Genomic DNA, 22554 nt, shown 5'->3' on the forward strand with positions numbered 1-22554 from the left:
ATAGTCAAGAAAAGTGAGTGAGTTATGAAAGGATATCTTTAAAATATGAAACTGATCGTTTCTCCTCAGTATTGGTTAAAAATCATTCGTATCCTTTTAACTTTATTTCTTTACTCTCGGCCATACAGGTCGTTGAACATATTTAGTCATCGTATTGAAAACACCCCCCACTGAGTAGCTGTTAGTAACCCTATTGGTGTTTCATTCGTAACACTCAAATTTCTTCTTAAATGTTTCAACTGTTGAGGAGTAAATATCCCTTTTAATGCAATACCAATAGTAGCCTTGGGTTGTTTTAGGGCATATTGTGCCAGACCAAGGAAAACTGAATAATCCTTGTTTGGTATTATTTGCTCTTTCTTTCTAGTTATTGTGATCATCGCGGAATCTACTTTGGGCGGCTGAGAAAAGTTGCTTCTGGATATGCTTCTGACGTAACATATATCAAACCACATTCTCCACGATAAGACATAATAGTCTTTGACTGACTTTGAAGTAAAGCGTTTTGCCGCCCCTTTTTCCATAACAATAACCCCGTATTGAAAACCGCTTGAAGGTTTATTTAAAAGCATTTTCATAATGGGTGTTGTAATAGAGTAAGGAATATTTGACACAACGAGTTAAAGCTCCTTTTCCAGCTCCTAACTCTAAAACAGTGTCTTTTTGACTTATTTTTGCTCTATCGACAATTTCATTAAGCAGCCTTTTATTATGCATTAAATGTTGCCCTGAAAAATTAGGTGGTTCCCCAAGTCTCCATTTTCCCCCATGATACTTATTCATTTTTTGGTCATATCTTCTCTTCCTTCCCAAATTAAAAAATCACAGGTAATCTGCCTGTGATTTAGAATAAAGGGAAGATGCCCCATCCTTATTAAGTTAGGGGTTACTGGAAGCCGTTAGCAAACAAACCTTCCTTTTTTGGAACATAAGAAGGTACATTAGACAAAAATAAAGAAAGGCAGAACAATCCACCTTTCTAAACATTTCATTTTTTTCACTATCGTTGTTCACTGCTCAAAGATAGTATAAGAAATTCACATGAAGGGGTGATCCTTCCATACCAAAACCTCCCCACTTGAGAATCGTTATCATTTGTTATATAGTAGGTAGTAACATACATCTAATGGAGTCAGGAGGATTTAGTATGCAAATATACTGGACTAAAATAAATAAGATTATTGAAGAAACGCCTGAGGTGAAAACGTACCTGCTCGACTGTCCGGAAGGCTTTTCATGGGAAGAAGGTTCTCATACCCACTTCGCACTTGAAGGGTTTAATGCCGGAGATAAACCCAACCGTAGCCTGATTCGCCATATGTCCATCTCCACTTTACCGTACGAAAAGTCAATCGGTATCACAACACGCATCAAAGAGCAGTGCTCTGAGTTTAAAACGATTTTAAGAAATCTCGGGGTCGGCGATGAAGTTGCATTATTTAAAACGCATTCCAATGTACCACTTAAACGAGAAGACAAAAATGTGTACCTGTTGTCATCAGGTGTCGGCTTGGCAACGTTCAGACCGCTTGTCCTTGATTATTTCGAACGTGTAGACAATGTCAGTCACATTCATTCCTTGAACATCGATTCATCAAACGATTTCTTATTCACGCCTATTTTTGAATCCGCACCTGACAAGAAGTTCACTTCACAGTTCGTCGATAACCGTAACGACTACTATGAAGAAGTGAAAAATCTTGCTTCAGACAAAGATGGATTGTTCTATGTTGTTGGCAGTGATGAATTCCTCAAGCAGAACATTGACGTATTGCGTGAGCAGGGCATCAAGCCAGAACAGATTATGCTCGACAAGCATGAACAACAACTGCCTACCTTCTTATCACCTGAGTTTATTTAAGCGAAACACTTTATTTCCTTGCTACACATTCTCCCAGACTCACGGAAAAGACCAATTAAGCGTACACGTTACACATGTCAGACTGATTGACCTAAGTGATTCGAAACCAGCTCTAATCGAGCTGGTTTTTCTTTTATTCAATTCGACATACGCTCTTGTTCATTTCCGGGCACATGTAGTGTGTAAATAATTCGACTGCTTCCTTGGATCGATTGATACTCAATCAATCCTGCATCTTTTAATTGGTTGCGCAAAATGTAATAGCGTGCTTTTTTAATGCCTCCATGCTTGACCACTTCACAATTGGTCCACTCAAACGTAAATTTCCCTACTTGTAACGCCCGCAATAAAAGCGGGTCCCACAAACGCCTTACGTCTTTTGAAAACATCTCATCGTTATACATCTCAATAAATGTATTGTGCATTTCCCTATACATAACGACCCTCCATTCTGATAGATAAATGGCTGAGGCGACATGGCAACAATGTTGAAAACAACAGCAATGAAGTGTAAACGAAGGTGGTGAGTGTTGATGTCTAAACAGAGAAGTGATCATGCAGTAAAAAGCAAAAAACCATTCCGACAAACGATACGTATGAGACCGATCCTTTTTTCGATATGCATTCCCCCTTTTACTGATTATTCTTTATCAATCATAGTAATAATTCATCATTTTTTATGTAATTCCTTCTTTATTAAAGGGTATTTTAGACTATTTTCTTACATATTGCATGAAGAGGGCACCAAGACTTCGACATAAAATTCGTTTTTTCTTTTAGAAAATCGATTCGTTTCCTCTTTTACTAACGGAAAGCAAATGATATACGAAAAACGGAAGGATGAAGCGCATGATCAATCGAAATCAGATCGTTCAAAGGGAACAGCGGACAGTGACCATTGGCACGAACGGTGAATACCCAACCATTACGCAAGCGATTAAAGAGCTCCTCGCAAGTGGGGCAACAGAGTATCATTCATCCATTACATTAAACCTTCAAGCAGGGTTTATCCTTCAGGAACAAGTCCATGTAGAAAACATGAATCTTGGCTGGATCACCATCGTTAGTCAAGATGATGTTGTGCCAATTCAAGCATCGGCGATATCTGAAACGTTAATTGAATCACGCCGACCCGCCTTTTTTGGATCTCGAAACGCCACCTTACCAACCATCGGTGTTTTATTTGAATATGATACACAAACAAGCAGGTGCGATGGGATTACTGTCGCTTTTGGCTCAAAAGTCCAACTGCTTCCTGGATCAGGTGTCAATTATGCCGATCGTGGACTCGGGGCTTACTATGATTCCGAAGCCTTCTGTTATATGGAAGGTTTAACGGAAGGCGGTGGAGGCACTGGGGCAGGAGATGTGATTGGGGTTTCCTTTAGACACTGTACCAATCGCGCTTTCATGGCCTCCTTTGGGTCAAGGATTCATTGTGCTCGCTCTATCATTGATTATTGCAAAGGAGACAACGCCGTCTACGCGATTTGGGGTTCCTTTTGCGACATTTATCAATCGAACATTAGCCATGCTGAAAACACGGCGGTTCATAGTCGTGATGGCTCAAAAGTGAATGCGCGTGAAACAAATGTCTCTCATTCGAATAGAGGCTACCATGCGCTCCATAACGGAACCATTAATGCCCGATACGGCAACCCTAAATGGTCGGGAGATGGGGCTAAAAATTGTCGAGGCTACGGCGTAATGGCGACTTACAACTCTCAAATCGATGCAGCCGATCTACCGGTAGATGGCTCACATCGAGGCTTTCATGCTTCAACAGGCTCTACTATTAATGCGAGTGATTCTTCTGCACAAAATTGCACAATTGGGTATCACGCAACCGATGCAAGTACCATTAACGCACAAAATAGCAATGCGAGTGGAGCAAGTAGAGAAGGTTTTTTTGCTGATAAAGGCAGTCGGATTAATGCCGACCGCTCGAGCGCAAATGATTGCAGAGAAGGGTTTAGTGCCCGCTTCGCCTCTGGGATTAACGCGGATACGTCTAGTGCACTACGAGCTGAAAATCATGGGTTCCTAGCAAGCGAAACGTCCGTCATTCAAGCAAGAAACAGTTCCGCCAATCAAGCAACCAATCATGGCTTCTTAGCCACACGATCGTCAACGATCAATGCGCGTGGTTCAAACGCTCGCTCATGTGGAGGGAATGGCTTTAGGGCAGAAGAAGGTTCATCCTTGAATGCCAATTCCGGCGATGCTACAGGAAGCGGCGGTGCCGGTTTGGAAACTTTCCGTGGTTCTCATATGGCCGCTCAGAATTCCATTGGTTCTGTCAAACCATCGAGTACAAATCAACTTTTCATAGAAGGTGCGATTTACCGTTAATCGACCATGCTTTAGCTCATCGCCTTCGTTTCAATAAAAAACAGCTTCCACCGTCCGTCAATACGGCAGTGGAAGCTGATTTTTTCTATTCGATTTCCTGTTTTTCTGCTTGAAAGGCATCGAGCAATGCACGTACTTCGTCTGTTGAGTTGGCGTTCATCAATTGATTTCTCAATTCACTTGCCCCTCGAAAATCACGAACATAAATCTTAAAAAATCGATGAAGCGGCTTAAACGCTCTTGATTCTATTTTTGCGTATTTATCATGGAGATCTAATTGTAACCGCAAGAGATCAAGAAATTCTTCACTCGTATGTTCTTTTGGCTCTTTTTCAAAAGCGAACGGATTTGTAAAGATTCCACGACCAATCATCACGCCATCGACGCCATATTTTTCAACAAGCTCCAAGCCAACTTGGCGGTTAGGGATATCCCCATTAATCGTCAACAGTGTATCAGGAGCAATCTCATCACGGAGCTTTTTGATCTCTGGGATCAGCTCCCAATGCGCGTCTACTTTGCTCATTTCCTTCTTTGTGCGCAAATGAATGGACAGATTTGCAATGTCTTGGTTTAAGATGTGCGTTAACCAGTCACGCCATTCGTCTACACTTGTGTACCCAAGTCTAGTCTTCACACTGACAGGCAGTCCTCCTGCTTTTGCTGCTTGAATGAGTTCAGCAGCCACTTCCGGACGACGGATCAGGCCACTACCCTTACCGTTTCCTGCCACATTCTGGACAGGACAACCCATATTCAGGTCGATCCCTCTAAACCCTTCTTTCGCCATCCCAATACTCATTTGCCTGTAAAGCTCTGGCTTATCGCCCCATATATGCGCGACAATTGGTTGCTCATCCTCTGTAAACGTTAACCGTCCCCGTACACTTTGTTTGCCATCTGGGTGACAATAACTTTCCGAGTTTGTAAACTCTGTAAAAAACACATCCGGTCTTGCCGCTTCGCTCACAACATGGCGAAACACAACATCTGTCACATCTTCCATTGGTGCTAGTATAAAAAAAGGTCGTGGTAACTCACGCCAAAAATTATCAATCATCTGTGCATTCATACCCTTTCATTTATCAGTTCTACGTATCGCTTTGTTTACGTCCTGTATAGTAAACGAAGATAACGTCTTGTTTTCACCTGTTTTCAAGAGGTTCTAGATAAAAGACCTCGAGTTCGATTTTACCGAAAGTATGACCGGACTAGCAAGTACATTTTCGTTAAAACCCGTTCATTCTATTTTCTACCAATTCTTTCACGTATATATAAGACATTCACTACCTAAACAGTTTGGTAAGAAAAGTTGTTGTACAACCTCTCTAAATAATTAATTCGGAACTTATATACTATTCAAGATATTTATGTTAATCTTTAAATAGATTAAACATTTCTAATAATAGTACAACAAAATAAAAACAACTAGGGGTGCTTTTGTGTTAAAAGCTGAGAAAAGACTAAAAGTCTTTAACTCTTTGAACCTGATCTGGTTTATACCAGCGTAGGGAAGTGTGAAGCGTTAAAATAAAGATACGCATTTATTTAAATGCTATTATTTGTTAACAAACAACCACTTCCAACTCTGGAAGTGGTTTTTAATTTTATATGAGGAGTGATAAGGAATGAATCAAGGTAAAAAAATGTTTCTAGCAGGTCCCTTTAAAAGTTTGGTTGATTCAAAAACAGGAATAATGGAAAAGCACGAAAAACAAAAATTACTAAATCTAATCTCTTTTTTTGAAACAAGAGGTTTTTCAGTCCATAATGCGCACAAACGTGAAGGTTGGGGGAAAGATTTCATGACACCTGAAGAATGTACGGAAATCGATTTCAAAGAAATCAGTACGTGCGATCTTTTTGTTGCCTTCCCAGGAGCACCAGCTTCTCCAGGTACGCATATAGAAATTGGTTGGGCTTCCGCTTTGAACAAACCAATTATTCTATTATTAGAAGAAGGAAAAGACTATGCCTTTTTAATAAACGGTCTTGGTACGGTCGCTAATGTAACGTTCATCCGTTTTCAAACAGAAGAAGATTATTTAAGCCAACTTGAAAAGCTGTATTTGCAAATCATTTAGGAGGGAATAGATATGCATTACAACAACTTTCATGAAGCCTATATTGAAACATTATATGAAACCTATCACAACCCACAATTTTTCAACGCGCCACGCGGTAACCACAGCCGCGAAAAGCTCAACCATCATTTGAGTATTAAAAACCCTGTAGAACGTGTCTGTTATTTAGCAAGTCGAAAGACGAACATTGTTTTCAATTTCGCGGAAGTGTTATGGTACTTATCTGCAGATAATGGTGTTGATTTTATTGGGTACTATAATAAGAAAATGCCCAATTATTCAATGAACGGAAAGGTATTAACAGGTACAGCATATGGACCAAAAATATTTGAATTTGGGAATGCGAAGATTAATCAATGGCAACAAATAAAAGATTTATTAACCTATGAAGATTCTGATTCAAAGCGAGCATTTATGCAGATCTTTGATGCGACTGAACTTATGGTACCCGAAAACATTGATGTTTCTTGTACATTAGGTCTACAATTTTTTGTAAGAGAAAACAAACTATATATGGCATCTTTTATGCGTGCTAATGATGCTTTTCGTGGAATCATAAGTGATCTTTTTTCTTTTACTTTTATCCAAGAATTAATGGCAAGAGACCTTCAACTAGAATTAGGAGAATACTTTCATAATGTCGGCTCCATCCATGTCTATCAACCCGATAATGAATGGACTGAAACTGTACTCCAAGAAGCGAAGTCTAATCTTCAAAACATGAAGCCGGAGTTTGAGTTTCCGATCATGCCTTCTACAAATAATTGGCCATCGATTGAAACCGTATTAAAATATGAATGCCTATTAAGACAAGATCAAGTTAAACTGTCTTGCTCAGATATTGAACAACTGGATTTACCTGATTATTGGAAACAAGTTCTTTATCTTTTTAGTTTATATCAGTACATTGCTTATAAACGACCAATTGATTTCTCTTTGTTTGATCATTTACTACCGGTTTATCAACATTTTATGATTAATAAGTGGCCCTCACATTTCAAAACAAAAGTAGAATAAATCGATTCGTATAAGGGAGGAATAGTAGCTTATGGAGAAGACTTCTTTTAAAGAAGGAACGATTGCTAATCAATTTGATGCTTACAATGATATTCTTGAACAAACGTTGGGATTTCGTTTTGTCTTCCAAATGCTTATCTCAAACCCTGATAGAAAAAATATACTCGACTTCGGGTGTGGACCAGGGAAAGTCGCTTATAGATTGGCGGAGAGTACCGATCTAAATATTATTGCTGTAGACGAATCAAAAGAAATGCTCGATATTGCTTCTGAAAAACGAAATCATCCAGAAGTTGATTATCATTTAATTCAGAATGATCGATTATCTTTTCTTGAGGATAATTCAGTGGACGGAGCGATCGCATGTTATGTATTCATTAATACAGAAAAGAAAGATCGAATTCAGCGCATTATGAAAGAGATTTATCGGGTATTAAAACCTCAATCGCCTTTTGTCATTTTAGATACGAATCCTGACTCAACCGGTATCGAGTTTTCAACCTTTCGAAATGGTCTATCAGGAAAAAAGTACACTTATGGAGAAGCCCGACAAGAATGGTTACACATCGAGAATCAAGATGATCTTATTTTGAATGATTTTCACTGGCCAAAGTCAATGTATCAAGAACTTCTTAAGAAAGTAGGGTTTCAGGATATCAAACAAATCGAACCAACGTTGCGAGATATTCCCGATGACGAATTACAAATGATTGAACAAAAGCATAAATTTAACCAATGGAAAAATGAATGGGACTCCCCTCCCTTCGTTATGTATCAATCGATGAAACCAGCACAAGAGTAGATTTCTTTGGTAACAGGATATAAACGAATGGAGCTCTTTGTTATGAGGTTCTTAGCTATTCAAAGGAGAGAATCGTATGATAGTTGATGAATTTGATGTATTTTTGTTTGATTTAGATGGAGTGCTTTATAAAGGGCCCGAACCACTTCCAGAAGCAGTAGAATCGCTCAAACGTCTTCGGCAAGATCATAAGATGATTCGTTTTCTAACAAATGATCCATGTACAACACGAAAAAAAACAGCAAGTCGGTTAAATCGTCTTGGAATAGAGGCAAGCAACGAAGAAGTCATTACATCAGGTTGGGCGACTGCTCAATATTTACAGAAAGAAAAGATCAGAACTGCACTTGTTTTAGGTGACGAACATTTAAAATGGGAGTGTCAACAGGTAGGTATTACGACTGACGATCAAAATGATGTTGAAGCCGTTGTTGTCGGGTGGGACGGTGATGTGTCTTTTCATGACATACAGCAAGCAGCGAAATTCATTCATAAAGGAGCAAAATTTGTTGCGACCAATCCTGATAGAACATTTCCGACCCCAGAAGGCTCTTTACCTGCTGTTGGAGCTATGGTAGAAGCGATTCGCGTATCAACAGAGAAGAGACCTGTCATTGTAGGAAAACCATACCCTTATATGTTTGAGAAAGCGATGGCAGATTTCTCCCCGTCCTCTAGAATAGTAATGGTGGGTGATAATCCGTATACTGATGTGTTAGGAGCACACCAGGTAGGAATACCATCCATTTTAATATCAGATCAAAAGACAACTAAATTTCCATCTGCTAGAGATTTTCGGAATCCCGATGCAACGATACCGAATTTGAAAGGTTTATTTGATAGTAAAACTAAAATGAAGAAATGGATTGCCCCTCCCTTTTCTTGGCCTGATCATATTAAAGCAGGAGTAGCAGGCATTATTATTAATAAGACGCAGCGCGTTCTCCTCATGAAGCGAGCAGATAACGGCTTATGGGGTATTCCTTCTGGTCATGTTGAACCAGGAGAAACTGTAGAAGAGGCGATCATTAGAGAAATTAGTGAAGAAACGGGTTTAAAAGTGAAAGTTAATCGGTTAATCGGTGTTTATTCTGACCCTGTCTCCCAAGTATTTCAATACCCCACCGGGAAAGTCAGTCACTTTATTACAACTTGTTTCGAATGTGAAGTTGTGGGAGGAACGCTAATTAGGGAAAATGAAGAAACATTAGATGTGAGTTACTTTGATTGTAATCATTTACCCGAAGATCTCTTGCCTATGCATCCAAGATGGCTTGAAGATGCATTAGAAAAAAAACAAATGTCTTATATCCGTTAAAAAACATGAAGTCTTTTATAAAAGGAGCCCATTTCCACTTTCATAAGGGGGGCGTGTACTTCCCCGCCCCCTAATCACAACGATACCATGAGCAAAGGCGATTGAAGCGTATTTGAGAGGTATTTGACTATCATTATTTTAAACGTACAAAGGCTCTCATACGTTGAGGGTACTATTTAATTGTAGTTTCCACTGATTGGAGTACCCAAAAATAGGAATGACCAAGAGGAATAATCAATCGTGATTATTCCTTTTTTATGCTTCAATCCATTTAAGGTTCTATCGCAAAAGGCGAAAGCGAACGGAATAAATTCTGTGATTTCAGTCAAGTATAGAACAATAAAAGAGTTAGCGGGAGGATTCACGATGAAAGCTGTCACATATCAAGGCCCTAATCACGTTCAAGTTCGTAAAGTAGAAGATGCTAGGGTGGAAAAGAAAGACGATATTATTGTTAAAATCACTTCAACTGCTATATGTGGATCAGATTTGCATCTTTATCAAGGAAACATGCCGTTACCTAAAGGATACATTATCGGTCACGAACCTATGGGAATCATTGAAGAAACAGGACCTGACGTAACAAAAGTAAAAAAAGGAGACCGTGTGGTTGTTCCATTTAATGTGTCCTGTGGCCAATGTTTTTATTGCCATCATGAAATGGAGAGTCAATGTGACAACTCGAATCCTCATTACGATTCAGGTGGGTACTTTGGCTATACTGAAAAGTTTGGCAACCATCCCGGCGGTCAGGCTGAGTATTTAAAGGTTCCTTTTGGAAATTTCACCCCTTTCCTTATACCGGAATCATGTGAATTAGAGGATGAATCTCTGCTCTTTTTATCTGATGTCTTGCCAACTGCATATTGGAGTGTAATCAACGCAGGGGTAAAGAAAAACGATACAGTCATTGTACTCGGATGTGGACCAGTTGGTTTAATGACGCAGAAGTTTGCGTGGATGAAGGGAGCAAAAAGAGTCATCGCAATTGATTACTTAGATTATCGACTGGCTCACGCAAAAAAAATGAATAACGTTGAAGTTTATGAGTTTACAAAGTATCCGGATATGGGAGAACACTTAAAAGAAATTACCCACGGAGGAGCAGATGTCGTCATTGATTGTGTGGGGATGGATGGGAAAAAATCACCTTTAGAATTTATTGAGCAGAAATTGAAACTACAAGGTGGGACACTAGGTCCGATCCAAATTGCGACAAAAGCTGTCCGGAAATTCGGGACAGTTCAATTAACAGGCGTATACGGCAGCAACTACAATGCGTTTCCGTTAGGTGCCTTCTGGATTCGAAATATTAATCTCAAAATGGGACAAGCACCTGTTATTCATTTAATGCCAGAGCTCTTCGATAAAATTGTTGCAAACGAATTTGACCCTAAGGAAATCATTACGCACAAATTACCACTTGATGAAGCAAATCATGGCTATCACATTTTCAACAAGCATGAAGACGATTGTATAAAAGTGATTTTAAAACCATAATGAACACTCAATTAACGTCAACTAACTAATCAAACCCATGAAAGTACATCTCATAGATTTGATTAGTTGACTTAGTTCATTGTATTGAGTTCCCTTTTCGCTCTCGTAGTTCCAGAAGGAAAGCTGCAGGCCGTTACTAAGATAAAGGGGATTTATGGCTTTATTAACAGGTAATGGTTTACGCGGAAGAAGCTGCTTTATCACCAGAATAAACTGCGCCTTTCATAGTTGCGAAATATGATTGATTCGTATAATCTCCTGCAAAATTAATCGGTCTATTGGTGTTTTTTGACTCGGTCTAAAGTGTGGGTAACCTGGTTCAAGAGTATGGAAAGGTGACTCGAATTCATCACATGAAACTAACCAAATAACACTAAAAGCAAGGTCAAAATCTGCTGCTAAAGCCACGAGATTATAGCTTTGAGGATAAATGATAAGATCATTTAACGGATACGAAATTACCCCGTGTAAATCTCCTTCATCTTATTTTCTATTGTGGTGGAGTGCTTTGAACAGGAGCGGGAGCGTAGCCATTTTGAATCTGCTGCATATCTTGCTGAGGAAGTTGTGGTACTTGATAAAATCCATGCTTATTTTGGTAAAGTGATATCTCATAAGCCATTTCTATACAGTTAGGAAGGGAGTCGGCAAGAACACGGCGAACTACAGGGTTTGTAACCTCCATTGCCGCATTTGTTTTAACTGGGGCCATCCCTTTTATAGCATTCAACATGTTAAGAGCGATGTTTTCATCATCAAGTTCATCAGCGGTTTGCAACGGCTTTTTAGGGGCGCTTCCTGGTTTCATACCATATATAAAATCGTTGCCTTGTTGCATCTTGTAGCTCTGTGTAGCTTTGGAAGGATCTTGCCCTGTTTTGAAACACTCTTGAGTCAGGTTATATTCCTCAGTCATAAATTGTTTTTGACGTTCTAAAATATCTCGTAGTTCTGGGTCCTTTACATGGGGACTTAACAATGTGTAGGTATTTAAGATATTTAATGAACCTGATAATACTTCGTGAACATCAAAGATTTCATGACCACCATGATTCATTACGGGCGGCACATTACTCGTTTGACTATTTTGTTGACTTTGTGGTTGTTGAAATTCCATATTTATTCCTCCTTTTTTGTCACCATTAGCCTGCTCTACCATGTACCTATTTATTCATCAATTGCTGTTTTTTGATTCGATGAAAACGCAAGCATATAAAAAGGCCGGAGCTTGTGCAGGCTTTTTTTATGAATGTAAATCTTTTAAACCAGGGCTATGTTCATTTGGAATTTCAGGCAGAACCGGAACGGGAAACCCTGCAGGAGGCGGTGTCACAGTGTATTCGCCGCCATTTCGGCTAGGGCTCTGTCCTTGGAGAACTTCCCCAATCTTTGTTGAATCCAATCTAAAGTTGAATTGCGTATTATGATATCCAAGGTCCACAAACTTTCTACACTCTGGATACTTATTAATATCATAGTTAGGGACTGGGAAGATTTTCCCCCAATCCACACCTAATGTTTCTAGTGCCTTTGCAAAGGCATTTTGATGAGCATTATCACGGACGATTAAAAAGCCGAGTGTTTCTCTTAATGTTTGGTTTGAACTCATTTCATAAATCCTTGTTTTTTCAAGGACTCCGGTTGATTCAAGTGAAATATTATCTAATAAGTCGCCAACTAAGTTGCCGTGGCTATACACCCATGAACCATTCCACGGATTTCCAGCCGCATCAACAGGTAACGAAGCTTGAGCCCCGTGAATGTAATGATGGGGATTGGCATGTTTTATTGCTTCATCCAGTGGCGCTTGATCATTCGCTCTATTACCGGCACCTTCACCACCCGATTCATCCAATAACGCATTAATCGTGCTTTGGACAAGCTCAACATGGGCGATCTCCTCTAAGAAAACACCTCTAATTAAATCTCGATACTTCTTTTCCTTGCCTCTAAAATTTGAGCTTTGAAAAAAATACTGCATCATTGTGCGCATTTCTCCAAAATGTCCCCCCAGTGTTTCTTGAAGGACTTTTGCAGCAGCAGGATCAGGTTTATCTGGTTTAATAATGTTGATGAGCTCTTCTTTATAATAATACAAGTTAATCCCTCTTTTCATGTTATGTAATTTATGTTCCAGTGTTCGATACTCAAGAAACATCGCTATTGATTGCTTCATTTTGACTTTACTATTTCATTTCTTCTCTTTTTATACATCCTCCCTTATTATGACAAGGAAGTACGCTTGTTTTTAATCAAACGTTTAATTAATGAGCATGACAACCGTAGACGAAACAAAAAAACCAGCGAATGTTCGCTGGCTTATTCAATCTTCTTTTGAGGTTTATCGAATCCTCACTGCAAAACCGATCAAAAAGAGGCATGGTTTGTACAAAACAAAAAGCTCCTCCCTATGGTCCACTTTGATCAACCTACGCTATTCTCCCATTACTTTGATCGACCAAAAACCCGCTTTGCCAAGTTGGACGATTTTTGATACACATTCTGATAGAAGTCATCAAAATACTTGGCAACAATGATTCTGACAAGACCAAACATAGCGGCGACCATCAGAATGAGAAAGAAAAACCACAGGCCTAATCTGATTCCATCCATGACCAACCACCTACCCCATTAAAGAGTTACCACCACTCTAACATAGGAAAGTGGTGATTTACTGGACATTTTATAAGAAAGCCAAGGAGTAGATATGACTCACTGAAGATAGGCCCGTTTCACAGTTTTGAAAAGCGCTCATAGCGCAATGTTGTATTTCACATTCGCCATTTTTATTCATTAAAGGGGAACAAGAAAATGAAAACGTATGACGCATTTCCAGTACCAATTGGTGGCTATACTGTCGGTCGAACCCAGATGGATTTTGAATACACAGCATCAGATCACTCAAAAAGAGAATTGACGGCGTTTGTGTACTATCCGTCCGACAGTAGCGAAGGTAAGACTACATCAACGTACATGTTTCCTGAAGTCTACGAAATGTTTAATGAACAACCACTTATCACTGCGTATCTTAAAGAGAAGGATGTTTTCTCTATCGATATCAAGACCCAATGTTACGACGACCTTGCTCTCTCCGGGAAGGAAAAGCGCTATCCGGTGTTATTCTATGGTCGATGCAAATATGAGCTCTAAACGTTCAACTCTTCTTTCTTTAATCTAGTTGTAAGACATTGTTACAAGATGAAGCTACATAATCGTCGTGAGTAACGATAATAATGGTTTTTCTTTGTTGGTTTAATTCTTTTAAAAGGGATAATATCTCATTGCGGTTATTTGAGTCGAGTGAGCCAGTTGGTTCATCTGCTAGCACAAGATCGCATGGCTTAATGAGTAAACGAGCGATTGCCAACCTTTGCTGCTCGCCCCCAGAGAGAGAAAATACATATTGCTTTAAATTAACTTTTAGACCCACTTTATCAAGTGCTTCCAGTTTTAATTCCTTCTTTTTCTCTTTCGAACATTTTAACGTTAAAAACGCCAAATCAAGATTTTGATCCACAGTTTCATTATCAATTAGGGCATAATTTTGAAATAGATAAGAGATTTTTTTTCGTAAAATCAATCTGCCTTCTTTTGATTGAAGCGTAGGGTTTTTATACCCAAATAATGATAGAGTGCCACCATCCTGCTTCTCTAATAAACCAATTATATTTAAGATGGTTGTTTTGCCCGATCCGCTTTCTCCTGTTATAGCGAGTAATTCTCCCTGCTCAACTTGGAGCGAAAAATCACTTAAAACAGTACGGTCTTTAAACTTCTTACTTATATTGTTTAATTCACATATTGGACTCACTATTCAACCTCCAACGATCCTAGAGTTTGTTATCTATCTACTTTCACTGTGTTTGCAACGTTCTTTTTTTCTACAATGTATAAGGTCAAAGTTGCAACAAAAAATTCTATTATTACTAAAATGATCAAAACAGCCACCAGCGGGTTATTATTAAAGCTAAAGAATGGACTTGGTAATATACCAGAAATTTGGGCCGCCGCAATCGTTAGAATCATAGAAACGATAAAACAACTAATAGTACTCATAAACACTAATCTATAAGTTTTAAATAAACCTGCTCCGAACAAACGATAAACAGCGAATTTTTTTGCATAACTTTTAACTAGGATAATTACATTAAATACGCTGGCGTATAACGCAGTAGTTATTAGCGCAATGAAAATGAGTAAATTTGATCTTTGTTCTGCTTTAAGAGAAGCAAGTTCACTCGACAGAAAATCTTTAATTGAGACTATATCCGAATTATTCTCAAGTCCTAAATCTAAAAGTTCTTCTTTTAGCTCTTCCAAATAAGAAGCTCCAGATTTTGCATCTAGCTTTATTTTTAAAGGATCACTCAGACCGTTCCCCCTAACACCTCCCCGATAAGTGAAAAGTTCATTTCCACTAGTTTTCACATGAATAACGGGATTATCAATTTGATTTTGTTTATTAGGAGCGACTTCTGGATTGGTGCTGAAAACGGATTGGTCCTTTTTTAACCATATTATTTCTAAAGTTACTTCTCGATCTGAACTAAGATAATATTCCTTATCATCAAGAAAATAATCACGAATTTCCTTTTCTTCTCTTTTGAAATTCTCAGGCACTATTAAAATCCAATTCTCATCCTGTTCGTTAACCACAATTGTTTCATCAAACTCATCTTGGAGCGGGAATTCTTCCAAGTAATTAGGGTTAACAGTCATTGAAAATATACCGGAAAATTGTGTGTTTATTTCTTGGAACTCAACTTCATATTCTGATGTATCAGCATAAATAGCCTCTCTTTCATTAAATAAAGGATACAAAGCATTAAGTGCTGTATCTTGTTTACTAAGTTGCATCTCTAGTTCTTCAAAAGTAAATGCGGTTGTATACCCTAAATATGATTGGTAAACAGCATAGTCGTCCAAAGATGCCCAATCCGAATTTGACTCACTTATATTATTTAATTTTTCCTTTTTTTCGCCAATCAGTTGGATTTGAGAAAAAGATTCTAACGAGAGTATTAGCAATAGTACTATAGCTACTGTTTTAAATAGTTGATTGAAAATTAAAATGCCATTATATTTTTTCCGGTGTTTAATAGTCTGCGATGTATTGATTTTTAGGATAAATAATAACGAAGCAGCAGAAAAAATAATAAACACCAAAAGTACAAATAACAATTTCGCAATAAAATTCCCGAAAATAAATGTAGGTAATAGAAGAACTATTGAAAGAATGGCACTCAATAAAGTTACAAGTATAGATAAAATTAAAGTTGTTTTCCCAATTAATTCCCACCATATTTCAGTAAATGAGTAACCATGTATGACAAAAACACCAATTTTTTTTGAAGTGTTATAAAAATAGAACACTAATAAAAGTAGCGTCGAACCCAGAATTATATATTGTATTGTTTCTAACTCTGAAAGGTCATTTAAAATAAGTAAATCGGAATCTAATTGGTGGAAAGTAGATTCTGATTGTAAATCTACAGGAGTTATATTAAGATCTTCCTGGTTCTTAAGCAGGTAATCATTAATTTCGTTACTAAGAGTTTCTAAAAAAAAGTTGATTTGTTTAGAATCATTAGCTTCAATAAAGTATCTTCCAGAAGTAGGTAACACTTCAAAAGATTTATCTAAAGGGAGAATAGAAAAGTTCTGTCCTAGACTCGCGATTGTTCCAATTTGAGGGAGATCATAAGATACCTCTTTAGTTGTCACTATATAATTATTCTCTTTTATTTTAGGTAATCGACCTTCTTTTATTAATATGTCCTCAAACATCGGAGACTCTTCTGTTAACCACGCATATTTTATGTATTCAATTGTCTGATCTTTTCTAAAGTAACGTGCTCCGCGTATGATATTGACATTAGTATCGTTTGCAACCTTTTCTAATATTGATGAAAGCTCCATAGGGTTAGAAAAAGGAATAGTTTCTGGTATGATGAATGGGTGAGCTGTTTGAATCTCTAAATTTGTAAAATCAATAATCTCTTGATTTTTACTTTCCATTATTGAAAGATAGAATGCCAAGCTAAAACAAATAAATAAGGAGAGAAAGACAATCTTTTTCATAAAAATGCTCCTTTATGTGCTAGAAAACAGAGACCAGAAATTCGGTCTCTGTTTAGAATTATCTTAAAGTTTGCAACTCGTATTCCAATATGTGTATGCGGTAAGATCAGTGTTTGAACTTGATTGAAACGCTTTAGATGTTAAATCTTTTTTAACACAACTACGATTTGGAGTTTTTGCTCCTAATTGCGCTGCCGAACCGTGAACTTTGGAAGGATGCCAATAGTTGGACCAAACTTCTTTTGTTTTATTAAAAATTCCTTTGGTTTTTGTACCTTGGTCCCATGTTCCTCCCCCAACTTGTTTGAAAATTGAAACATAATCTTCGCCGACAATACCGCCCCCACTTGTTTCTTCTGCTGCAAAAGCGTTAGTAGACAATGATAATGTCATAATTAAACTAAAAGCTACTGTAAAAAACTTCTAATTTTTCATTATATCATCTCCTTTTATATATAATTAATAAGAAAGAAATTTCAATAGTTATCCGATTATTTTATAAATATTTTATAATTAGATTTCCGAGAATGACAATAATACTTAGTAAAAGATTAATGATTAGATGTATTTAAATCTATCAATTGCTAGATTAATACGCATAAGGTGGATAGCCCTAACGACCAAGAATTTCATTAGCCGTTCAGACTATCAAACAAATGAAGAAGCGCTTGACTTTTTATTTCTAAACATACCCCTCTAATTTTTCAAGTAAGTTATCTTGCCTTCTCACAACGAAGGGAGGTTTTTTCCTCACTGTAATCATGGTAAGATGGGAGCTACCAATTGACTGAAGGGAGCTTTTCTTTTGAATAAGAAGACCATTGTAATTGGTGTTCTCATCCTAATCGCTGCACTGATTACGTATTTCAATTTACCTTCCACATCAACCATTGGAGATGAAATGACAGACTTGCAAGAAGAAATAGGAGAAATTCGAGAAATTACGATTACACACCACGCTTCACCACAAGGAAACGGAGACATTGACAGACATGTCACCTTAACCGATACAGAAGTGATTCAACAGCTATTCGGTGAAGCTGCCCCAACTGAAATAAAAGCGACAAACGCACCACCGCAAGAGTATACATATACAATCAATACCATTACGTCCGAATCGAGGTATCTTCTTTTTGTCTCTGAAGAAGGGTTTAGCATCAACCATTCCAATCATTATTCTATTGAAGGAGAGAACCACCTTATCCAAGCAATTGAGAAGGAAAATTATGATTGGTAGAGAAACAAAGGGGCAACGTTCGTTCATAAGGAAAATCATTTTCAATAAAATCGGTCAGCCATCGTTGATACGTAAACGATGGCTGGTCCTTTTTTACGAACAGCCTCGTTCGTTGCAGGATTAAACGTATGTCCTTTGACGCGCGGGTATGTGTGATGATGAATAACCCTCCTTCTCCAGCACGCGGTGATAGGGTACTTGATCTGGAACGATATGTTTTAGTTTGTTATTCATATTTATTTTCACCTCATTTTTAAAAGCTTTTGCGAAGGCATTTAGCTAATAAAAGAAATCACACTCGAATGAATCTGAGAGTGATTTCTTTTTAACTCGACTTATACATTTAACATTCCAACAAGATAGCAATGAATTTTCTGCGCTCCTCTTAATTAAACATTCTATTCCCAAGCAGTATTTAAACCTAAAAGAGTATAACCTCACTAAGATCTCCATTTTGCTTAACATGAAATCTTTAATAAATCCGTTCGATTTCATACCCTTTCTCTTCAAGCTCACTTGGTACACTTGGATCAATTAGAACATGAGCTGAACCGATAATGACAAAATAAGTCTGCCCATCATCCTTTTGTAAGATTTCATCAAGCTTACTGGCCATATTAAGATTACGATTATCATTCATCTCCTGTTGATATTCTTCACCCATTTCCTCGAAACCTTCCGATAGCTGATCAATAAAAGCATCCTTTTCACCATGAATCCAGTTGTACCCTAATTGATTGAGAGAATTCACTACCTGATCATGTTCCTCTATAGTCCCCTCTAACATTTTCACTTGCGTTTCCATACTAAAATTACTTAACATGTCATATTGCCCTTCAACGGTTTCTAATTCCACAATCTCCTTATCATCCTCTAAAGAACGTTTAAGGAAATATAAATCAACGCCATACTCTGGAGCTAGCTCACTTTCCTCACTACTAATTTGACCTAGTAAGCTTTCTACAAACCATGGCTGAAAATGGTTGTAATCCTTTACTGCCATTTTGTTCTGTTCAAATATATCCGACAGCTCGGCATAAGACTCTTCCGATAGAACATCAGCCAGAGTGGTACCCTCCTTAAATAGAGCCATCTCACTGATATCTTCTTCATTCACATCTGCTTCAAACATATTAATTTCCGGAAGGACAACATCTGAACTCTCATAGGCTTCTTCAATTTCAGAAGCAAGAGGATAAAAGTCTTCGTGACCTAAATGTATAGTTCCTTGCACATACATGGTCGTTTCGCCATGTACAATCTCCCATAAAAACCCTCCTTCTCCCTCATAATCAAGAGACGTTTCACTTGTCTCCTGTTCGTTTTCTTCCTCAAATGCTCCTTCGCTTTCTACAGGCTCATGATTAGTGCTTGAGCAACCCGCTATAAAAAGCATAATGAATACTAAACTTAGCCCTAATAATCGTTTCCTCATAGTAACGTTCACCCTTTCTATACATATATAAATGATTCGTTTTTCCTGATTCATTGTTTTCGGTTCATTATAATGACCTCAATAATCATCACCCCAATTCCTAGTCTCGATATCTATTAACCAATGATTTTGTAACATGAGAGCCCGCTCTGTTCCAGCTAATGCTGCGGCAATTCCAATCGCAAAATAAGTCCAGACTGAAAGTGTGAATGGAGATTCAAATACACCTATGTTTTCAGATACCCACGGAATAGTAGAAATGGTTTCTATTAGTTGAGGGAAGGATAAAGCGATTGAAATGAATAAGGTTACTATAGCTATTAATCCGATCATTGCACTAATAATCGGAAAGCGTTTATGCAACCACAATCGAAAACCTCTAATTGATCGTTTATCAGGATATACTGAAAAAGCTTCTTCTCTATCAGAAATATAATGAATACCATTAATTCCACTCGAGCTATTGGTTATTTCGAGTTCTCCATGATCGACTGGAAACACGGCTGGCAGTTTAGAAAAGGCAATATGTCTACCTTCATAGTACAAATCAACGCTAGGCTCTTCTGCGAAATACCTCGATTTTAAAGCATACTTTTTAGTTGTCCCTTCGGTTTCATTCATTATTTCTATATGAAACAATGAGTGCGTGAATAGATTCCATAATCGATACGTTTTCAAAAGATGACCATCGCCCTTTTTTATCTTTTTCATTTTTCGTTGTCGTTTTCTTTTATGAATAAAATGAAACATAACTCCTATCACCTTCCTTTATAGTGGTAACTTTAAGGCTATAAAATTTTCTATATTACACACACAATTGATTAACCATTTTTTATACTGATCAAACAGTCAGTTTTTATGTTAAAAAAATATACTAGCGTGAAAATTACGCTTAAATGACGAAATGAACGGTTTGCTCTATAAGAGTGCAAGATAAAAATTGCACCCGTTAACAAAGACCTTCATTCTATTTGAGCATTTTTAAGACGTTCTTCTTTACCTTTTCGCTATAATCTTCAAATCCTATATCCTTTTCATTTTGAGGTAAGGACATTGATAATGAAATAGCCCCCCTAATAATCATGGCGACGACTTTAATATCAAAGTCATTGAATTCGTTCGTTTTTTGTCCTTCATAAAGGATTTCTTCTAACAAGACATTTAACTCTTCTTCAGGATTTATTTCCACCCTAAAATATGGAACATCATCTGGTGTACGTACATTAAAAACAATTTCTAATAACGCAGTGGTATTGCCACGTTTTGTCCCACGATACGCTATGCCTGCTTCTATAAACGCCATTAATTTCCCCATGTTCATTTGTTCTTTTTCAACTTTTTCCTTAATGAAAGATTTCTCTTGTTCAACCAAGTAAAGTAGCGTATTATTCATCAAATCTTCTTTACCAGAGAAATGATAAGAAATTAATCCTGTACTAGTGTTTGCTTTACTAGCTATTTTCGAAAGGCTCGTACTTATATAGCCAACGTCTCTTAATACCTCTATAGCGGCTTTAATAATTTGTTCTTTACGTGCATCAGCTATTAAATATTGTTTATTTTTCATCATTTTATCCGCCTTCAAATAGTTGATTACTCATTCTTTATTTTGATCGGTTGATCAGTTTTTATTTTAACAGTCCTTTTATTTTTGTCAAGTTAACTAAAAGGACAACCGATACCAATTCACTTTTCTTAATCGATTCTTGGGATACAACTAGTCCCTTGGAAAATACGATCTCTTTGAAAATGAATAAAAAATTACGAGTAGGTATTATAGGTGGTTCTATTAATAACGGTTGGGCCAAAGAAACGCATATTCCTGCAATCGAACAACTAGATGATCTTGAACTTAAAGCTGTTAGTACGAGTAATATGAAAATTGCTGTTAAGAGTGCTGATGCTTTTAATGCCCCGTATGCTTTGATAATGCTGAACAACTGGCGCAAGAATCAGATGTTGATATGACAGTCGTTAGCATGAATGTTAAAGAGCGTTATGATGCAGTAAAAGCGATTGTGCCAGCTGAAAAGCCAATCTATTGTGAATGGCCACTGGGATCAAGTACTAATGAAGCATTAGAAATGCAAAAGTGATCAAGGAAAGAAAGAATCAATAGCATGCATGAGTCACCTAATCATCACCAAAAAGCACCAAAGCTCCAAAAGCCTTGGTACTACCGGCATGCGGTTGAGAGGAGTGGAACCTCCATGATAATAACCTCAATAAGCCCTCAAACTGGTAATCTAATTTATTCACTTCTTGGGATACCTTGAAGCTTGCGAATGTATACGATCTGACCAATGTGATATGAATCATGCATAGCCAAGTCTCCTAAAAGAACTTTAAGTGGGTCTTCTTCAAATGCTGGTTCATCTAAACATGAATCATCTAATTGTGACACTGCAACCTGTATTTCTTGAAAAATATTATTAATTTGTGCGACCGTTTTCTGCCACTCCTCATCAGTTATATCATTAGGAATCTCAAAGGTAGTATCATTATCAACATTTACTTGGGAGTTAGATTTTTCTTTAAGCTGATTCAGAATATGTGAATCCCAAAAAGCTATGTGGTTTACAATCTGCCATATAGAATTACCCTTTTCCGACGGCTTCCAGTATGCTTGTTCTGCGGTAAGACCTTTAATCGCTTCCATCAAAGGGATAAATCCACTCTCTTTTTGAAATCGTCGGTCAAGAAATGAACTAATCAACTGCTTTGCCATATAATCACTCCTGATATTTATATTGCTTATCCAATTCCTAATTGTTTACTTATTTCAGTAATCATAACTCTCTTCTTTTAACAGTTCACGTTTTATCCTCTAAGTGACTTATTAGTTTTTCAACAATCTGTCTATTAAA

General features: G+C 37.5%; 23 protein-coding genes, 3 pseudogenes and 1 riboswitch. Of the genes and pseudogenes, 11 read left to right on the forward strand and 15 right to left on the reverse strand.

Annotated features, from left to right (window positions below; genetic code table 11):
* Nucleotides 1-102 precede the first annotated feature (102 nt).
* Nucleotides 103-783: pseudogene (locus BK584_RS11945) on the reverse strand (rRNA adenine N-6-methyltransferase family protein).
* 364 nt (nucleotides 784-1147) lie between these two features.
* On the opposite strand from BK584_RS11945, the gene BK584_RS11950 reads away from it, so the two are divergent.
* Complete coding sequence (locus tag BK584_RS11950; RefSeq protein ID WP_078392815.1) at nucleotides 1148-1861, forward strand: dihydropteridine reductase; 714 nt, start codon at nucleotides 1148-1150, stop codon at nucleotides 1859-1861.
* 137 nt (nucleotides 1862-1998) lie between these two features.
* On the opposite strand, the gene BK584_RS11955 is transcribed toward BK584_RS11950, so the two are convergent.
* Entirely contained in the window at nucleotides 1999-2298 is a 300-nt protein-coding gene (locus tag BK584_RS11955) for a hypothetical protein (RefSeq protein ID WP_078392816.1), read from the reverse strand.
* A gap of 412 nt (nucleotides 2299-2710) precedes the next feature.
* Here BK584_RS11955 and BK584_RS11960 point away from each other — a divergent pair, with 412 nt between their 5' ends.
* A complete protein-coding gene (locus tag BK584_RS11960) occupies nucleotides 2711-4213 on the forward strand; it encodes a right-handed parallel beta-helix repeat-containing protein (RefSeq protein WP_078392817.1) in 1503 nt (500 codons plus the stop codon).
* Between the two features lie 85 nt (nucleotides 4214-4298).
* Here BK584_RS11960 and BK584_RS11965 read toward each other — a convergent pair whose 3' ends face one another.
* The gene (locus tag BK584_RS11965) at nucleotides 4299-5273 is read right to left on the reverse strand and encodes a tRNA dihydrouridine synthase (protein ID WP_078392818.1); all 975 of its coding nucleotides are present in this window, start codon (nucleotides 5271-5273) and stop codon (nucleotides 4299-4301) included.
* A 360-nt stretch (nucleotides 5274-5633) separates the two neighbouring features.
* Nucleotides 5634-5744: riboswitch (TPP riboswitch) on the forward strand.
* Nucleotides 5745-5841: 97 nt separating this feature from the next.
* Here BK584_RS11965 and BK584_RS11970 point away from each other — a divergent pair.
* From BK584_RS11970 to BK584_RS11990, 5 genes are all read left to right on the forward strand, one after another.
* Entirely contained in the window at nucleotides 5842-6297 is a 456-nt protein-coding gene (locus BK584_RS11970; RefSeq protein ID WP_078392819.1) for a nucleoside 2-deoxyribosyltransferase, read from the forward strand.
* Nucleotides 6298-6309: 12 nt separating this feature from the next.
* The gene (locus BK584_RS11975) at nucleotides 6310-7314 is read left to right on the forward strand and encodes a thymidylate synthase (protein ID WP_078392820.1); all 1005 of its coding nucleotides are present in this window, start codon (nucleotides 6310-6312) and stop codon (nucleotides 7312-7314) included.
* Between the two features lie 31 nt (nucleotides 7315-7345).
* Nucleotides 7346-8116, forward strand: coding sequence for a class I SAM-dependent methyltransferase (locus BK584_RS11980; RefSeq protein ID WP_078392821.1), 771 nt, complete (start codon nucleotides 7346-7348; stop codon nucleotides 8114-8116).
* A 76-nt stretch (nucleotides 8117-8192) separates the two neighbouring features.
* On the forward strand, nucleotides 8193-9434 hold the full coding sequence (locus BK584_RS11985) for an HAD-IIA family hydrolase (protein ID WP_078392822.1): 1242 nt from the start codon (nucleotides 8193-8195) through the stop codon (nucleotides 9432-9434).
* A 366-nt stretch (nucleotides 9435-9800) separates the two neighbouring features.
* The gene (locus tag BK584_RS11990; protein ID WP_078392823.1) at nucleotides 9801-10934 is read left to right on the forward strand and encodes a zinc-dependent alcohol dehydrogenase; all 1134 of its coding nucleotides are present in this window, start codon (nucleotides 9801-9803) and stop codon (nucleotides 10932-10934) included.
* A 178-nt stretch (nucleotides 10935-11112) separates the two neighbouring features.
* On the opposite strand, the gene BK584_RS25555 is transcribed toward BK584_RS11990, so the two are convergent.
* From BK584_RS25555 to BK584_RS24615, 5 genes and pseudogenes are all read right to left on the reverse strand, one after another.
* A complete protein-coding gene (locus tag BK584_RS25555; protein ID WP_245809004.1) occupies nucleotides 11113-11205 on the reverse strand; it encodes an FAD-dependent oxidoreductase in 93 nt (30 codons plus the stop codon).
* Nucleotides 11206-11297: 92 nt separating this feature from the next.
* A pseudogene (locus tag BK584_RS25560) lies at nucleotides 11298-11393 on the reverse strand (YndM family protein); the annotation flags it as partial.
* 31 nt (nucleotides 11394-11424) lie between these two features.
* On the reverse strand, nucleotides 11425-12051 hold the full coding sequence (locus BK584_RS12000; protein WP_078392825.1) for a spore coat protein: 627 nt from the start codon (nucleotides 12049-12051) through the stop codon (nucleotides 11425-11427).
* Between the two features lie 126 nt (nucleotides 12052-12177).
* On the reverse strand, nucleotides 12178-13032 hold the full coding sequence (locus BK584_RS12005; protein ID WP_078392826.1) for a manganese catalase family protein: 855 nt from the start codon (nucleotides 13030-13032) through the stop codon (nucleotides 12178-12180).
* Between the two features lie 347 nt (nucleotides 13033-13379).
* Nucleotides 13380-13547: a hypothetical protein gene (locus tag BK584_RS24615; RefSeq protein WP_169871227.1), complete on the reverse strand. Its 168-nt coding sequence runs from the start codon at nucleotides 13545-13547 to the stop codon at nucleotides 13380-13382.
* Nucleotides 13548-13745: 198 nt separating this feature from the next.
* Here BK584_RS24615 and BK584_RS12010 point away from each other — a divergent pair.
* Nucleotides 13746-14060: pseudogene (locus BK584_RS12010) on the forward strand (alpha/beta hydrolase); the annotation flags it as partial.
* A 43-nt stretch (nucleotides 14061-14103) separates the two neighbouring features.
* Here BK584_RS12010 and BK584_RS12015 read toward each other — a convergent pair.
* The 3 genes from BK584_RS12015 to BK584_RS12025 all read right to left on the reverse strand — a co-directional run bounded on the left by BK584_RS12015 (nucleotide 14104) and on the right by BK584_RS12025 (nucleotide 17408).
* The gene (locus BK584_RS12015; protein WP_078392827.1) at nucleotides 14104-14745 is read right to left on the reverse strand and encodes a putative bacteriocin export ABC transporter; all 642 of its coding nucleotides are present in this window, start codon (nucleotides 14743-14745) and stop codon (nucleotides 14104-14106) included.
* A gap of 29 nt (nucleotides 14746-14774) precedes the next feature.
* Nucleotides 14775-17015, reverse strand: a complete 2241-nt coding sequence (locus BK584_RS12020) for a bacteriocin-associated integral membrane family protein (protein WP_078392828.1) — start codon at nucleotides 17013-17015, stop codon at nucleotides 14775-14777.
* 63 nt (nucleotides 17016-17078) lie between these two features.
* The gene (locus BK584_RS12025) at nucleotides 17079-17408 is read right to left on the reverse strand and encodes a lactococcin 972 family bacteriocin (protein ID WP_078392829.1); all 330 of its coding nucleotides are present in this window, start codon (nucleotides 17406-17408) and stop codon (nucleotides 17079-17081) included.
* A gap of 412 nt (nucleotides 17409-17820) precedes the next feature.
* On the opposite strand from BK584_RS12025, the gene BK584_RS12030 reads away from it, so the two are divergent.
* Nucleotides 17821-18252, forward strand: coding sequence for a hypothetical protein (locus tag BK584_RS12030; RefSeq protein WP_078392830.1), 432 nt, complete (start codon nucleotides 17821-17823; stop codon nucleotides 18250-18252).
* A 472-nt stretch (nucleotides 18253-18724) separates the two neighbouring features.
* Here the strand turns inward: BK584_RS12030 and BK584_RS12035 are convergent, their stop codons facing one another.
* The 3 genes from BK584_RS12035 to BK584_RS12045 form a co-directional block, all read right to left on the reverse strand.
* Nucleotides 18725-19687 carry a TraB/GumN family protein gene (locus tag BK584_RS12035; protein ID WP_078392831.1) on the reverse strand — a complete coding sequence of 321 codons (963 nt, stop codon included), beginning with the start codon at nucleotides 19685-19687 and terminating at the stop codon, nucleotides 18725-18727.
* 78 nt (nucleotides 19688-19765) lie between these two features.
* Nucleotides 19766-20437 carry a hypothetical protein gene (locus tag BK584_RS12040; protein ID WP_078392832.1) on the reverse strand — a complete coding sequence of 224 codons (672 nt, stop codon included), beginning with the start codon at nucleotides 20435-20437 and terminating at the stop codon, nucleotides 19766-19768.
* A 217-nt stretch (nucleotides 20438-20654) separates the two neighbouring features.
* The gene (locus tag BK584_RS12045; RefSeq protein ID WP_078392833.1) at nucleotides 20655-21254 is read right to left on the reverse strand and encodes a TetR/AcrR family transcriptional regulator; all 600 of its coding nucleotides are present in this window, start codon (nucleotides 21252-21254) and stop codon (nucleotides 20655-20657) included.
* Between the two features lie 182 nt (nucleotides 21255-21436).
* Here BK584_RS12045 and BK584_RS12050 point away from each other — a divergent pair, with 182 nt between their 5' ends.
* The gene (locus BK584_RS12050; protein WP_139365662.1) at nucleotides 21437-21655 is read left to right on the forward strand and encodes a hypothetical protein; all 219 of its coding nucleotides are present in this window, start codon (nucleotides 21437-21439) and stop codon (nucleotides 21653-21655) included.
* Between the two features lie 11 nt (nucleotides 21656-21666).
* Complete coding sequence (locus BK584_RS24165; protein WP_245808845.1) at nucleotides 21667-21783, forward strand: hypothetical protein; 117 nt, start codon at nucleotides 21667-21669, stop codon at nucleotides 21781-21783.
* A 155-nt stretch (nucleotides 21784-21938) separates the two neighbouring features.
* Here the strand turns inward: BK584_RS24165 and BK584_RS12055 are convergent, their stop codons facing one another.
* Nucleotides 21939-22415, reverse strand: coding sequence for a DinB family protein (locus tag BK584_RS12055; RefSeq protein ID WP_078392835.1), 477 nt, complete (start codon nucleotides 22413-22415; stop codon nucleotides 21939-21941).
* Nucleotides 22416-22554 lie beyond the last annotated feature (139 nt).

The organism is Shouchella patagoniensis (assembly GCF_002019705.1).
GTDB classification, from domain to species: domain Bacteria; phylum Bacillota; class Bacilli; order Bacillales; family Bacillaceae_D; genus Shouchella; species Shouchella patagoniensis.